The following is a 14,349-nucleotide window of genomic DNA, read 5'->3' as shown; positions in this document are numbered from 1 at the left end:
ATTCCCATCTTCAGAACGTTTACGCCACTCGCAAGTAGCAAGGTTGTTGACCCGTCATGCTTCAGTGCAGCAATTGACTGGCCGTTGTGAGCATACACATCTTTGTCTCCACTGTCCGCCCAGCTTCCTCGCACTCAGTCTCGGCTCAGCCAGGTGCCCAACACATGACCACCCCATACGGCTATCAGGCAGATCACGCCTGTCAGTATCATGTAGAGAATACCCATGGCCGGAACGCTTCGCAGCAGTTCGAGACTTTCGAGACTGAACAACGAGAAGGTCGTGAAGCCACCACAAAAGCCGATCATGGTAAACAGGCGAAGAGGGGGAGAAATGCTTCGACCACTAGGGTGGTGCGTCAGCGCCGCCAATAAACCGATCAGCAAAGCGCCAGCCGCATTGATGAAAAGAGTTGGCCAGGGAAAAGCCGTCATCCAGAGGCGTGCGAGAAAATCCCCTAACACGAAGCGAAGTCCACCGCCCAGTGCACTGCCCAATGCGACCCAGCCCCATCCCTTCATGCCGACCCCATCATCCAGAAAGCCAGCGTGCTTCCAAGCCACCAGCCCAGCCATATCCCCAGCAGACACAACGCGAAGGAGGTCACCACGTTAATGCAAGCGGCGCGCCAGCGCGATTCCCTCGTCAAGTCGAAAGTCTGCAGGGCAAACGATGACACGGTGGTATAGCTACCACACACTCCCACGATCAGTAACTCTTCAGCCGAAGACAGTGAAACCACGGTTTCCAACGTTCTCATGCCAGAAACCAATACACCGACCAACATCGAGCCCGAGATGTTGACTACCAGGGTTCCCCATGGAAAACGCGGCCCTAGCCAACGGCCGACCAACGCAGATGCCCAGAAGCGTGCCACCCCACCGATCGCACTACCCAGTAGCACTGCCGAGAGGTTGACGAAGTAGGCATGCATGTTCAGAGCCCGCTCAAGACCGCCGTCGCGATACTGAAATAGATCAGTACTCCCGAAGCATCGATTAGCGTGGTGACCAGTGGCGCCGAGGCGGTCGCCGGATCCCAGCCCAAGCGATTGAGCAGAAAAGGCAAGCACATGCCAAGAAGACTACCGAACAACACGATGGTCACCATGCTCGTAGCTACTACCATGGCTACCGCTTCGCCACCACGCAGCACACCGATGGGCGCCACGGCAACCGCCATGGTTACCCCCAACGATCCCGCTACCAACAGTTCACGCCCCAGCAGTTTGCCCCAATCCTTGAGACCGACTTCGCCAGTGGCCATACCGCGCACCATCAAGGTCGCTGCCTGGGCTCCAGCATTGCCGCCGCTGCCTATCAGTAGCGGCAGGAAGAACACCAATGCCACTTGGGCGGTGATGATGTCTTCGAAATAGGCGATGCCGGCACCGGAGAACAGATTGGCAAACACCAGCAACACTAGCCACATCACCCGCTTGCGGTACAAGCTCCACAGCGGTACCCGCCTGACGCCATCTTCCAGTTGGCCGATCGACATCCCCTTGTGGATATCTTCGGTGGCCTCGGACTCTGCCACGTCCATGGCGTCATCGTAAGTGACGATTCCCACCAGACGATCCTCGGCATCGATCACCGGGATCGCCAGCAGATCGTAGCGTGCCACCAGGCGCGCGGTCTCTTCCTGAGGATCATCGACTCGGACGCTGATTACATCCTTGATCATCAGATCGTCGACCCGCGCACCAGGGCGAGCCACCATCAACTGACGCAGCGACATGGTACCCGCCAAGCGCCCCTCCTCATCCAGCACGTAGATCTGATAGACAGTTTCAGCATCCGGTGCCGTCTGACGCACTCGCATCAAGGCCTGGGAAACCGTCATACCGCTGGGAATAGCCACATAATCCGAGGTCATCACCGCACCGGCGGTGCCTTCCTCGTAACTGGCCAACCGCTTGAGATCCTCGCGCTCCTGACGTGCCATGCGTCGCAGCAAGCCTTCACGACGATCCTCATCAAGCAAATTGAAAAGGTCGGCCCGTTCATCGGAGCTCATCTCTTCGAACAGTGCGAGCAACGTCTCGTCGGACATCGCCTCGGCCAGTTCCTCCTGCAACTCTGCCGGCAAATAGCCATACACGTTGGCACGGCGTTCGATCGACAGCAGGTTGAGCAGAGAGAAAACCGTCGTCGCATCGTCCTCCTCGAGGATGTCCTCCAGGATTTCGGCAATGTCCGCGGCACGCAACTCGGGTAGCAGCTCCTCAAGCGAACCTTGATCGTCCCGCTCCAGTGCATCCACCAGAACGCTTTTCTGTTCGCTCAGGGCTTCATTCAATGACATAGGCATCCTCCTGGCGTCCCCATCGACCCCAGGGTGTCGTTGGTCGCGTTAGACGATACAAAAAACGCCCCTTGAACGTGCAGTTCGAGGGGCGTCGATTCGGCTGTCGGAAAATCGACTCAGCCCTTACCAGCCTTCTTGCGCAATTGCTGGATGGTGCGTAACTGAGCTACCGCCTCAGCGAGTTCCGCCGCTGCCCGGCTGTAGTCGATTTCCGCGGATGCGTCGTTGATTTCCCTCAAGGCATGCTGCCGAGCTTCCTCGGCAGCTGCCTCATCCAGATCCGCAGCACGAACGGCAGTGTCGGCCAGGACCGAAACCACGTCAGGCTGGACTTCGAGGAAGCCACCCGTGACATAGTAGTTTTCTTCCTCACCACCGTCGTGGATGACACGGACCGGGCCAGGATGGAGTTCGGTCAACAACGGGGCGTGTCCCGGGAGTATCCCCAGATCTCCCAATACCCCGGCTGCGATGACCTGCTCCACCTCACCCGAGAAGATCGACGCCTCGGCGCTGACAATCTCGCACTTGAAGCTTTTCGCCATAGCTATGTCCCCTTTGGGTGGACGACCTTACTTCATGGAGTTGGCTTTTTCGACCGCTTCGTCGATGGTGCCTACCATGTAGAAGGCCTGCTCAGGCAGCTCGTCGTACTTGCCATCCAGAATACCTTGGAAGCCTTGGATGGTCTCCTTCAGCGACACGTACTTGCCCGGAGAGCCAGTGAAGACCTCGGCGACGAAGAACGGCTGCGACAGGAAGCGCTGGATCTTACGCGCACGTGCAACGGTCAGCTTGTCTTCATCGGACAATTCATCCATCCCTAGGATGGCGATGATGTCCTTGAGTTCCTTGTAGCGCTGCAGCACATTCTGCACACTACGAGCGGTATCGTAATGCTCCTGGCCAACCACTAACGGATCGAGCTGACGCGAGGTGGAGTCCAGCGGGTCGATAGCCGGATAGATACCCAGCTCGGCGATCGAACGCGCCAATACCACGGTCGCATCCAAGTGCGAGAAGGTGGTAGCCGGAGAAGGATCGGTCAAGTCGTCCGCGGGCACGTAAACGGCCTGCACGGAAGTGATCGAGCCGGTTTTGGTGGAGGTGATACGTTCCTGCAGAACCCCCATTTCCTCGGCCAAGGTCGGCTGATAGCCCACCGCCGACGGCATACGACCCAACAACGCCGACACCTCGGTTCCCGCCAGGGTGTAACGATAGATGTTGTCGATGAACAACAGCACGTCACGACCTTCATCGCGGAACTTCTCGGCAATGGTCAAGCCGGTCAGCCCCACGCGCAGGCGGTTGCCCGGCGGCTCGTTCATCTGGCCATAGACCAACGATACCTTGTCGAGAACGTTGGACTCACTCATCTCGTGGTAGAAGTCGTTACCCTCACGAGTCCGCTCGCCGACACCGGCGAATACCGAGTAACCGCTGTGCTCGGTGGCAATGTTACGGATCAGCTCCATCATGTTGACGGTCTTGCCGACCCCGGCGCCGCCAAACAGACCCACCTTACCACCCTTGGCGAAGGGGCAGATCAGGTCGATCACCTTGATGCCGGTCTCGAGCAGCTCCTCGGTGGCTGCCTGCTCGGCATAGGTAGGGGCTTTGCGATGAATCGGCATGCGCTCCTGCTCACCGATCGGGCCAGCTTCATCGATCGGCTCACCGAGTACGTTCATGATCCGACCCAGGGTCTCCTTGCCCACCGGCACGGAAATCGCAGCACCGGTGTCGGTGATCTCCATGCCGCGCTTCAACCCCTCGGTGGAGCCCATGGCGATGGTACGCACCACGCCATCACCCAATTGCTGCTGAACTTCCAGAACGGTCTCGGAGCCCGAGACATTCAGCGCGTCGTAGACCTTGGGCACTTCGTCCCGCGGAAACTCTACGTCAATCACCGCGCCGATGATTTGTACGATACGTCCGCTCATCTTGGTTCCTCTTAAATACCTGCAAATGAAACCTGCTTTGCCTGAAAACGCGGGCGGTGTTTCGTCGCGAGACGTGTCGGCCCCAAACGTTTCCTTGCGGCGCTATACGGCTGCCGCACCACCGACGATCTCGGAGATTTCCTGGGTAATGGCCGCCTGACGGGCCTTGTTGTACACCAGTTCCAGGTCATCGATCAGATTGCCGGCATTATCGGTGGCGCTCTTCATGGCGACCATGCGCGCTGCCTGCTCACAAGCAGCGTTCTCGACCACCGACTGATAGACCTGCGATTCGATGAAACGCACCAGCAAGCTATCCAGCAACGCCTTGGCATCCGGCTCATACAGGTAGTCCCAGGTACTGGGACGGGTCTGTTCTTCGTCTTGCTTGTCATTCCCCATATCGGAAGACAAGGGCAACAACTGTCGTACGACCGGTCTCTGGGTCATGGTGTTGACGAACTCGTTGTACACCACGAACAGACGATCGATGCGTCCCGCGTCGTAGGCTTCCAGCATGATCTTGACGCTACCGATCAAGTCCTGCACTTCCGGTGCTTCGCCCAGGCCACTCGTGGAAGCCACCAACTCCCCACCATACTTGCGGAAGAAAGCACTGGCCTTGGCGCCCAAAGCACAGAACTGCAGTTCCGCGCCGCGATCGCGCCATGCCTTGGCATCCCTAAGCACCGTCTTGAACAGATTGACGTTCAAGCCACCGCACAGACCGCGATCCGACGACACTACGATGAAGCCAACACGCTTGGTCTCGCGCTCGATCATGTAATCGTGACGATACTCGGGATTGGCATCGGCGATATGACCTACCACATTTCGGATCTGGCGGGCATAAGGCTGGCTCGCCTTCATACGATCCTGGGCTTTACGCATCTTCGATGCAGCAACCATCTCCATGGCGCTGGTGATCTTCTGCGTATTCTTGATGCTCCCGATCTGGGTGCGTATCTCTTTTGCAGCTGCCATAGCGATCTACCCTCTCGTTCCTGACCCTCAGAAGCTTTCGAGGTCCACCCCGATACCTCGAGGTGGACCGATTGGCATTACCAGCTCTGAGTGGACTTGAACTTCTCGAGACCCTCTTTCAAGCCTTGCTTGATCTCGTCGTTGTAGTCGCCGGTCTGGTTGATCTTGTCGAGCAGCTCACCATGTTCGGCTTTCATGTAGCCGTGCAGGGCACTCTCGAAGTCCAGCACCTTGTTGACATCCACGTCGTCCAGGAAGCCCTGGTCGGCGGCGTACAGCGACAGCGCCATCTCGGCCACGGACATCGGCGAATACTGATGCTGCTTCATCAGTTCGGTAACGCGCTGACCATGCTCGAGTTGTTTGCGGGTCGCTTCGTCGAGATCGGAAGCGAACTGCGAGAAGGCTGCCAGCTCGCGATACTGCGCCAACGCCAGACGTACGCTACCGCCGAGCTTCTTGATGATCTTGGTCTGTGCCGAACCACCCACGCGGGATACCGACAGGCCGGCGTTGATGGCCGGACGGATCCCCGAGTTGAAGAGGTTGGTCTCGAGGAAGATCTGGCCGTCGGTGATCGAGATCACGTTGGTGGGTACGAACGCCGAAACGTCGCCACCCTGGGTCTCGATGATCGGCAGCGCGGTCAGCGAGCCGGTCTTGCCCTTGACCTCGCCATCGGTGAACTTCTCGACGTAGTCGGTGTTGACGCGCGCGGCGCGCTCGAGCAGACGCGAGTGCAGGTAGAAGACATCACCAGGATAGGCTTCACGACCCGGTGGACGACGCAGCAGCAGGGATACCTGGCGATAAGCCCAGGCCTGCTTGGTCAGGTCGTCATAAACGATCAGGGCATCCTGACCGCGGTCGCGGAAGTACTCACCCATGGTGCAACCGGCATAGGGAGCCAGGAACTGCATCGGAGCCGGATCGGCAGCGCCGGCAGCAACCACGATGGTATGCTCCATGGCGCCGTGCTCTTCGAGCTTGCGTACCACGTTGGCGATGGTCGACTGCTTCTGACCGATGGCCACGTAGATACAGGTGACACCCTTGCCCTTCTGGTTGATGATGGTATCGACGGCGATCGCCGACTTGCCGATCTGGCGGTCACCGATGATCAGCTCACGCTGACCACGGCCGATCGGCACCATGGAGTCGATCGACTTGAGACCGGTCTGGATCGGCTGATCGACCGACTGACGGGTGATGACACCCGGCGCGACCTTTTCCACCGCATCGGTGAGCTTGGCGTTGACATCGCCCTTGCCATCGATGGGGTTGCCCAGTGCATCGACCACGCGGCCTACCAGCTCAGGCCCCACCGGGACCTCGAGGATGCGGCCGGTACACTGCGCGGTCATACCCTCTTCGAGCTGCAGGTAGTCACCCAACACCACGGCGCCGACACCGTCGCGCTCGAGGTTGAGCACCATGCCGAAGATGCTGCCGGGAAATTCGATCATCTCGCCGAACATCGCGTCGGCCAAGCCGTGAATACGCACGATGCCGTCGGAGACGCTGACGATGGTGCCCTGGTTACGGGCTTCGGACGCGACGTCAAGCTTCTCGATACGTTGCTTGATGATGTCGCTGATCTCGGAAGGATTCAGTTGCTGCATGCCATGTCCCTCAAACTCAGGCGGAAAGGGTTTCGTGGAGGCGGTTCAGTCGACCGCGTACCGAGCCGTCGATGACGGTATCGCCGGCACGCAGGATGACGCCACCCAGCAAGCTGGGGTCCACCTGAGTGGTAATGGAGATTTCGCGATCGAGGCGCTTCTTGAGTGCACTGCCAAGCGTTTCCTGCTGCTTGGCATTCAGTTCGAAGGCCGACACGATGGTCACTTCCACGCGCCGGTCATGTTCCGCTCGGAATACCTCGAACTGTTGTGCAATCGCTGCCAGTGCCGACAGGCGACCCTTCTCACCCAGATGATCGAGGAAACGCCGGGCCGCGTCATTGACTTCAGCCTCGGACACCTCGATCAGGATCTCCACCTTGCGAGTGGTATCGAGCTTGGGGTGAGAAAGGATCTTCTGCATCTCGCTCACGGACGCGACTTGGCCGAGCTTGCCTAACAGCTCGGACCAAGTCTCAAGTTCCTCATGATCACGTGCGTACTCAAACGCCGCCTTGGCGTAGGGTCGAGCGACGGTAGACGTTTCCGTCATGGATCACCTCCTCAAAGCTCTTTGGCGAGTTTGTCGACGAGTTGGCCATGTTGCTTCTCGTCGATGGAGGCCTCCAGTATCCGCTCCGCGCCTTCGATGGCGAGTCGCGATACCTGGGCACGCAGCTCTTCTTTCGCGCGGTTGATTTCCTGCTCGATCTCGGACTTGGCATTATTGATCATGCGCTCACCTTCCAGGCGAGCGCTGTCACGTGCCTCTTCGACCATCTGGGTAGACCGCTTACGCGCCTGCTCCAGAATTTCAGCTGCCTGCTCCTTGCTCTCACGCAGGGTCTCGTTGGCTTGTTCTTGCGCCAACTCGAGGTCCCGCGTGGCACGGCTGGCAGCATCCAAGCCATCGGCGATCTTCTTCTGGCGTTCCTGCAAGGCCTGCATAATCGGTGGCCAGACAAACTTCATGCAGAACCAGACGAAGAACGCGAAGGCGATAGCCTGGCCGATCAGGGTAAGGTTCAGATTCACGCCAGCACCTCTCGCGTTACAAGTTTGGGGGTAAAGTCACAACGGGTCGTGTCGACCACTGTGGCTTAACCGACAAACGGGTTGGCGAAAGTAAAGAATAGCGCAATACCCACACCAATCATGGACACGGCGTCCAGCAGGCCGGCAACGATGAACATCTTCACCTGCAGCATCGGGATCATTTCCGGCTGGCGTGCCGCGCCTTCCAGGAACTTGCCGCCGAGAATGCCGAAGCCGATAGCGGTGCCCAAGGCGCCCAAGCCAATCAGCAGGGACACGGCGATGGCGGTCATACCCAAGATTTGTGCTTCCATGGTGGTCTCCAGTTTCAGTCAAGTGGTTTAGCGGGTTAAGGGGTTAGCGAAATCAGTGTTGTTCCACCGCCATGCTCAGATAGACGATGGTCAGCATCATGAAGATAAAGGCCTGCAGGGTGATGACCAGGAGGTGGAACACCGCCCAAGTGAAATGCAGCGGAAGCTGCCACAGCCCAATGATGGCGATCAAGATGAAGATCAGCTCGCCAGCATAGAGGTTGCCGAACAAACGTAGACCGAGAGAAACCGGCTTGGCCAGTAGGGTCACGGCTTCCAACACGAAGTTGATCGGAACGAACAGGGCCTGGAGCAACTTGTTGGGGGTGTTGAACGGATGCAGGGTCAAATCGCCAATGAAGCCGGTGAAACCCTTGGCACGAATGGTATAGAAAATGACCAGTGCGAAGACCGAGAGCGACATGCCCAATGTGGCATTGACATCGGTGGTCGGGACCACCTTGAAATACACATGCTGGGGATCGGCACCGAAAAACCCACCGACTTTCTGGGCCAGCATAGGCAGGAAGTCAACGGGCACCAGGTCCATCAGATTCATCAGAAAGACCCAGCAGAAAATGGTCAGCGAGAGGGGGGCAATTAACCGACTCTTGCCATGAAAGGTTTCCTTCACGGAATTGTCGACGAACTCGACCATCAGCTCGACGAAGTTCTGCAGACCGGAGGGTACGCCGGTGGTCGCCAACTTGCCTGCCTTGCGGAAGACCAACAGGAAGATTATCCCCAGTCCAATTGACCATCCCATGGTGTCGAGATGGATCGCCCAGAAGCCCATTTCGGAGGCTTCCTCGGCGGAATGGGCCATCGACCAGCCATGTTCCGGATGCCGACCGAAGGTCAGGTTCTGCAGGTGGTGCTGAATATACTCCGTCGGAGTCTGGTTAGTGCCTGCCATGCTCTGCCTCGATTTCAGGTGTGCGACGGTCGTTGCAGTAGCCAGGGTCCCAGCCAATGCACGAACAGCGTCGCCACGTAAGCGCCAAAGAAGAAAGCGGGATTTGAGGGGGGCACTATCACGAACACGAGCGTGAACAATACCACCGTCAAACCAAACTTACCGGCTTCGGCTCGATAGAAGCTCTTGATGATGTTCCTGGTATGCTGCGCACCCTGATAACGAAAAGCACGCCAGGCAAAATAGGCATTGGGCAGCAATGCCACCCCACCACCCAGCAATGCCGAAACCGCTACCGCCAAACCCCCTGTGTACGCTCCCAACCCCGTTACGGCGCACACGACGACGAACTGGGCAAGCAACAGACGCAGGATTCGCGGACGCTTGAGCTTGGCTGCCAGTGGTTTTCCCATGCTCTCCGCCTGCGCTGCTATCTACCAAAATCGCTGCCGCAGTGAATCCGACGGCAAGTCCGACGCGATTATAGGGAAGCCCCCCAGTCCCTTCAACCGAAGTCAGCGCGATTCTGCACGATATCGCGCCAGCTTACGACCAAATGACAAGAAATATCTGATGAATAAATTTAGCTTGCTAACAAAAAAGATAAAAATCAGCGAATATGTTCCAGGATGCCGTCAAGTTCATCGAGGCTCGAATAACGGATAGTCAACCGCCCCTTTCCGCTACGGCTATGCTGGATCTTGACGGGTGCTCCTAGCAATTCACCGAGCTGATTCTCAAGCCGACCTACATCGGCCGGGGGAGCCTCGCGCGATTTCTTGGCCGGTTCGCCATTGACCAGACGCTTGACCAGCGCTTCGGTGTCACGCACCGTCAGATCCTTGTTGACGACTTCATGGGCGGCCTGGCGCTGCTTGGCACCGGACAACGCCAGCAGAGCACGAGCGTGCCCCATATCCAGATCGCCGCGTTCGAGCAAGGTCTGCACTTCGGGATCCAACGCCAGCAGGCGCAACAGGTTGGCCACCTGGGCACGCGACTTGCCAACCGCATCGGCAACCTGCTGTTGGGTCAGACCGAACTCGTCCATCAGACGCTTGTGTGCCAAGGCTTCCTCAATGGGATTGAGGTTCTCGCGCTGGATATTCTCGATCAGTGCCAGCGCCAGCGCGGCCTGATCGCTTACCTCACGCACCACGGCAGGAATGACATCGAGATCAGCCAACTGGGCAGCTCGCCAACGACGTTCACCGGCGATGATCTCGTAGCGATCTTGGCCGACCGGACGCACCACGATGGGTTGCATCACCCCCTGGGCGCGGATCGAATCAGCCAGTTCTTCCAAGGCCTCGGGCTGGATATCGCGGCGCGGCTGGTACTTGCCACGTGACAACTGCCCCAACGGTAGACGTTCCAGACGTTCTTCCGCCGTGGCGGTCATCTCAGGGGTCAGGTCGATGCTGCCATCGACGCCGGAGAACGCGATATCGGTATCGGCTTCGCCTTCCAGCGTCTCACGGCGACGGGCACCGGCACCAATCAGGGCATCCAGGCCGCGTCCCAGGGCGCGTTTACGTGTCATCGGCACTACCTCGCATGGGTTCCGCTGCACCTACAGCGACAGACGACGAATCAATTCCTTGGCCAGCACCCGATGGGCTTGGCTACCGCGCGAGAAACGCGCATATTTGGTGACCGGCAAGCCATGACTGGGAGCCTCGGCCACGCGTACGTTGCGCGGCACCGTGGTCTTGAGCAGGGTGTCGCCGAAATAGTCGCGCAACTGCTTACTGACATCACGCGTCAGGCTATTACGAGAATCGAACATGGTGCGCACGATACCGAAAATCGCCAAGCTCGGATTCACGCTGTCCTTGATCTGGTCGACGGTATCGAGAAGCGCCGAAAGGCCTTCCAAGGCATAGAATTCGCACTGCAACGGGATCAGCACACCGTCGGCGGCAGTCAAGGCATTGACGGTCAGCATGTTGAGCGCAGGCGGGCAATCGATCAGTACCACATCGTACTCACCGGCCACGCTTCCGATAGCGTTGCCCAGGCAACGCTCGCGCCCCTCATCACGGTCGAGCAGATCGACTTCGGCAGCGGTCAGATCGCCATTTCCTGGCAACAATGCATATCCGGCATCGGGGCAGTCGAGGATCACCTCAGCAGCACGCTTGTCGCCCATCAGCACATCGAGCGCACTGCCATCCAGCTCGTGCTTATCGATACCGCTCCCCATGGTGGCATGTCCCTGAGGGTCGAGATCGACCAGCAGAACCCGCCGGTCCAGTGCCGCCAGGCTGGCGGCAAGGTTGACGGCCGTGGTGGTCTTGCCCACCCCTCCCTTCTGATTGGTCAAGGCGATGATCTTGGTCACGAGCGGCTTCCTTCCTGAGTCCGGCTCCCGGTGGTGGGCAGCCTAAATGTTCTCGTTACGGGCTCACATGGCGGCGCAGTGTCAGCAAATGCCGTTGTCCGGGCTCCCCGGGGACCTGCAACGCTTGGCGATCAACAAGCTCAATTCCAGCCGGCAGGCGCTGCAACTCGTCCCCCGGGAAGCGCCCCTTCATCGCCAGCCATTCGCCATCGGCAGCCAACAGGGGCTCAGACAAGAGGACGAAGTCCTCCAGGCTGGCGAATGCTCGTGAGATCACCTGATCGAAAGGGCGGTCTTCGTGGGTCTCGACCCGTGCTTGTACTGGAACGACATTGGACAGTCCCAATTCCAGCACAGCCTGGCGTTGAAAACGCACTTTCTTGCCGTTGCTATCGAGCAAAGTCACTGTCAATTCGGGCTTGAGAATCGCCACGACCAAGCCTGGCAGCCCAGGTCCCGCACCTACGTCGAGCAGGCGCGGCCCATGCACGGCGGGCAGGATCGCGGCACTGTCGAGCAGATGCTTGGTCACCATCTCATCCAACGAGCGTACCGCGGTGAGGTTATAGGCGCGGTTCCACTTGTGCAACAAGACCAGCAATCCCAGCAGTTTCTCTCGCTGCCTGGTATCCGGGCGCAAATCCAGTTCGGCAAGCCCATGATCAAGGCGCGCGATGACGGTTGGCGCGAGACCGGGTATCGCGGTGTCCACGCTCATTCGTTCACCACCCGATTCTCGTCCAACAGACGCCGTTTCTTTAGATGAATCAACAGGATGGATACTGCTGCAGGTGTCACCCCGGAGATACGCCCAGCCTGAGCCAGAGTTTCCGGCCTCGCTGCCTTGAGTTTCTGGCGGATCTCGTGGGACAGCCCTTCTACCCGATCATAATCCAGCGATTCGGGCAATGGAGTGGCTTCATGACGCTTGAGTTTATCGATCTCGTCCTGCTGACGGTCGATATACCCCTGATATTTGGCCTGAATCTGCACTTGTTCGGCAACGGCGGCATCCTCCACTGCATCGCCAACCAGGTTGGCCACATCGTCATACCCCAGCTCCGGACGCCGTAGAAGATCCATCAGACTGTACTCACGGGACAGCGTCTTGCCGGTCTTGTCAGCGACAAATGCCGCCGCTGGTGTGCCGGGCTGGACCCAACTGGCCTTGAGCCGTGCGCTCTCGCGTTCGATGGCTTCACGTTTGGAGTCAAACGCTGCCCAGCGATCGTCGTCGACCAAGCCCAGTTCGCGACCGATCTCGGTAAGCCGCAGATCGGCATTGTCCTCGCGCAGTAGCAGGCGATATTCAGCCCGCGAAGTGAACATACGATACGGCTCCTGCGTACCCAAGGTGATCAGATCGTCGACCAATACCCCTAGATAGGCCTCGTCGCGACGCGGCGACCAACTCTCCTGTCCCTGAACGCGACGTGCGGCATTGAGCCCGGCCAGCAGCCCTTGCGCGCCGGCCTCCTCGTAACCGGTAGTGCCGTTGATCTGCCCAGCGAAGAACAGGTTGTGGATAAATTTAGTTTCCAGCGAGTGCCTGAGGTCGCGAGGATCGAAGAAATCGTACTCGATAGCGTAACCGGGACGCGTGATGTGCGCGTTCTCCAACCCCTTGATCGAGCGCACTACCTCGAGCTGAACGTCGAAAGGCAACGAGGTCGAGATGCCGTTGGGATAGAGCTCATGGGTATCCAATCCCTCGGGCTCGATGAATATCTGATGACTCGACTTGTCCGCGAAGCGATGCACCTTGTCCTCGATAGACGGACAGTAGCGAGGACCGATAGTGTCGATCACCCCCGAGTACATCGGTGAACGATCGAGATTGGCGAAGATGATCTCGTGGGTGCGTTCGTTAGTATGGGCGATATGGCAGCTCACCTGGCGGGGATGCATTCCTCGTGAACCAAGATACGACATCACCGGGGTGGGAGTATCACCGGGTTGCTCCTCGAGCACCGAAAAATCGATGCTCTTGGCATCCAGGCGCGGTGGTGTGCCGGTCTTGAGCCGCGCTACGTTGAACGGCAGCGCGCGCAAGCGTTGAGCCAGGGCGTTGGAAGGGGGATCGCCAGCCCGGCCACCACGGCTTTGATCAAGACCGATGTGGATCACGCCGCCAAGGAATGTCCCGGTGCATAACACTACCGTTTCACTATGGAATCGAATGCCGGTCTCGGTGACGACACCGCGTACGGTGTCACCATCGACGATCAAGTCACCGGCAGCCTGCTGAAAGACCGTCAGGTTGATCTGGTTTTCCAGCATACCGCGAATCGCCGCTTTGTAACGCACGCGATCGGCCTGTGCGCGAGTCGCGCGCACAGCAGGGCCTTTGCGGGCATTGAGCACGCGAAACTGGATACCGCCTTGGTCAGTGGCCAGAGCCATGGCACCACCAAGGGCATCGATTTCCTTGACCAGATGACTCTTGCCGATCCCGCCGATGGCAGGATTGCATGACATTTGGCCAAGAGTCTCGATGTTGTGGGTCAGCAGTAGGGTCTGACAGCCCATGCGGGCAGAGGCCAGAGCGGCTTCGGTTCCCGCATGGCCTCCGCCGATGACGATGACGTCAAAGCGGTCCGGGTAATTCACGTAACACCTCGAATGGCGCGATTCTGCGCCGTAATGAAAAACAGAGGGTGAAATCAGCCGCCCAGTATAAACCTCCTGTGGGTAACCGTCAGGGGTTTTCCACATCCGGATGATGTCCGATAGGAAATAGCGACATTCCCAATATCAATATTAAAGAAAGAGAAAGGAAGTTCTGTTGTGGTAATGATTATTGGTGTGGACATTTTTTGTGGATAAGCCATATTTTATGTTAATAATCAATTCGATAAAATGTTAGCCAAAAGTT

At 58.3% G+C, this 14,349-nt stretch carries 16 protein-coding genes; all 16 read right to left on the bottom strand.

Annotated elements, in window-relative coordinates; all coding sequences use genetic code 11:
- Positions 1-134: 134 nt before the first annotated feature.
- Positions 135-563, bottom strand: coding sequence for a fluoride efflux transporter FluC (locus tag L861_RS19290; RefSeq protein WP_161629048.1), 429 nt, complete (start codon positions 561-563; stop codon positions 135-137).
- Complete coding sequence (crcB, locus tag L861_RS19285) at positions 518-934, bottom strand: fluoride efflux transporter CrcB (protein WP_016418331.1); 417 nt, start codon at positions 932-934, stop codon at positions 518-520. The genes L861_RS19290 and crcB overlap by 46 nt, the downstream gene beginning before the upstream one ends.
- A gap of 2 nt (positions 935-936) precedes the next feature.
- A complete protein-coding gene (gene mgtE, locus L861_RS19280; protein ID WP_016418330.1) occupies positions 937-2,307 on the bottom strand; it encodes a magnesium transporter in 1,371 nt (456 codons plus the stop codon).
- A 119-nt stretch (positions 2,308-2,426) separates the two neighbouring features.
- On the bottom strand, positions 2,427-2,855 hold the full coding sequence (locus L861_RS19275) for a F0F1 ATP synthase subunit epsilon (protein ID WP_016418329.1): 429 nt from the start codon (positions 2,853-2,855) through the stop codon (positions 2,427-2,429).
- Between the two features lie 27 nt (positions 2,856-2,882).
- Entirely contained in the window at positions 2,883-4,259 is a 1,377-nt protein-coding gene (gene atpD, locus L861_RS19270; protein ID WP_016418328.1) for a F0F1 ATP synthase subunit beta, read from the bottom strand.
- A 102-nt stretch (positions 4,260-4,361) separates the two neighbouring features.
- Entirely contained in the window at positions 4,362-5,243 is an 882-nt protein-coding gene (atpG, locus tag L861_RS19265; protein WP_016418327.1) for a F0F1 ATP synthase subunit gamma, read from the bottom strand.
- Positions 5,244-5,320: 77 nt separating this feature from the next.
- Complete coding sequence (gene atpA, locus L861_RS19260) at positions 5,321-6,865, bottom strand: F0F1 ATP synthase subunit alpha (protein WP_016418326.1); 1,545 nt, start codon at positions 6,863-6,865, stop codon at positions 5,321-5,323.
- Positions 6,866-6,881: 16 nt separating this feature from the next.
- Positions 6,882-7,418, bottom strand: a complete 537-nt coding sequence (locus L861_RS19255) for a F0F1 ATP synthase subunit delta (protein WP_016418325.1) — start codon at positions 7,416-7,418, stop codon at positions 6,882-6,884.
- 11 nt (positions 7,419-7,429) lie between these two features.
- Positions 7,430-7,900, bottom strand: a complete 471-nt coding sequence (locus tag L861_RS19250; protein ID WP_016418324.1) for a F0F1 ATP synthase subunit B — start codon at positions 7,898-7,900, stop codon at positions 7,430-7,432.
- 65 nt (positions 7,901-7,965) lie between these two features.
- Positions 7,966-8,214: a F0F1 ATP synthase subunit C gene (atpE, locus tag L861_RS19245; RefSeq protein ID WP_016418323.1), complete on the bottom strand. Its 249-nt coding sequence runs from the start codon at positions 8,212-8,214 to the stop codon at positions 7,966-7,968.
- A gap of 52 nt (positions 8,215-8,266) precedes the next feature.
- Positions 8,267-9,130 (bottom strand): F0F1 ATP synthase subunit A, encoded by an 864-nt coding sequence (gene atpB / locus L861_RS19240; RefSeq protein ID WP_016418322.1) that lies wholly within the window; start codon positions 9,128-9,130, stop codon positions 8,267-8,269.
- Between the two features lie 14 nt (positions 9,131-9,144).
- Positions 9,145-9,543 carry a F0F1 ATP synthase subunit I gene (locus L861_RS19235; protein WP_016418321.1) on the bottom strand — a complete coding sequence of 133 codons (399 nt, stop codon included), beginning with the start codon at positions 9,541-9,543 and terminating at the stop codon, positions 9,145-9,147.
- A 197-nt stretch (positions 9,544-9,740) separates the two neighbouring features.
- Entirely contained in the window at positions 9,741-10,673 is a 933-nt protein-coding gene (locus tag L861_RS19230; protein WP_016418320.1) for a ParB/RepB/Spo0J family partition protein, read from the bottom strand.
- 30 nt (positions 10,674-10,703) lie between these two features.
- Entirely contained in the window at positions 10,704-11,474 is a 771-nt protein-coding gene (locus L861_RS19225) for a ParA family protein (RefSeq protein WP_016418319.1), read from the bottom strand.
- Positions 11,475-11,529: 55 nt separating this feature from the next.
- Positions 11,530-12,192, bottom strand: a complete 663-nt coding sequence (gene rsmG, locus L861_RS19220; protein ID WP_016418318.1) for a 16S rRNA (guanine(527)-N(7))-methyltransferase RsmG — start codon at positions 12,190-12,192, stop codon at positions 11,530-11,532.
- Positions 12,189-14,084 carry a tRNA uridine-5-carboxymethylaminomethyl(34) synthesis enzyme MnmG gene (gene mnmG / locus L861_RS19215; RefSeq protein ID WP_016418317.1) on the bottom strand — a complete coding sequence of 632 codons (1,896 nt, stop codon included), beginning with the start codon at positions 14,082-14,084 and terminating at the stop codon, positions 12,189-12,191. The genes rsmG and mnmG overlap by 4 nt, the downstream gene beginning before the upstream one ends.
- Positions 14,085-14,349: the final 265 nt, after the last annotated feature.

It is taken from the genome of Litchfieldella anticariensis FP35 = DSM 16096, assembly GCF_000409775.1.
GTDB classification, from domain to species: domain Bacteria; phylum Pseudomonadota; class Gammaproteobacteria; order Pseudomonadales; family Halomonadaceae; genus Litchfieldella; species Litchfieldella anticariensis.
Note: the sequence above shows the minus strand (reverse complement) of the source record. Positions and strands in the feature narration are given on the sequence as shown.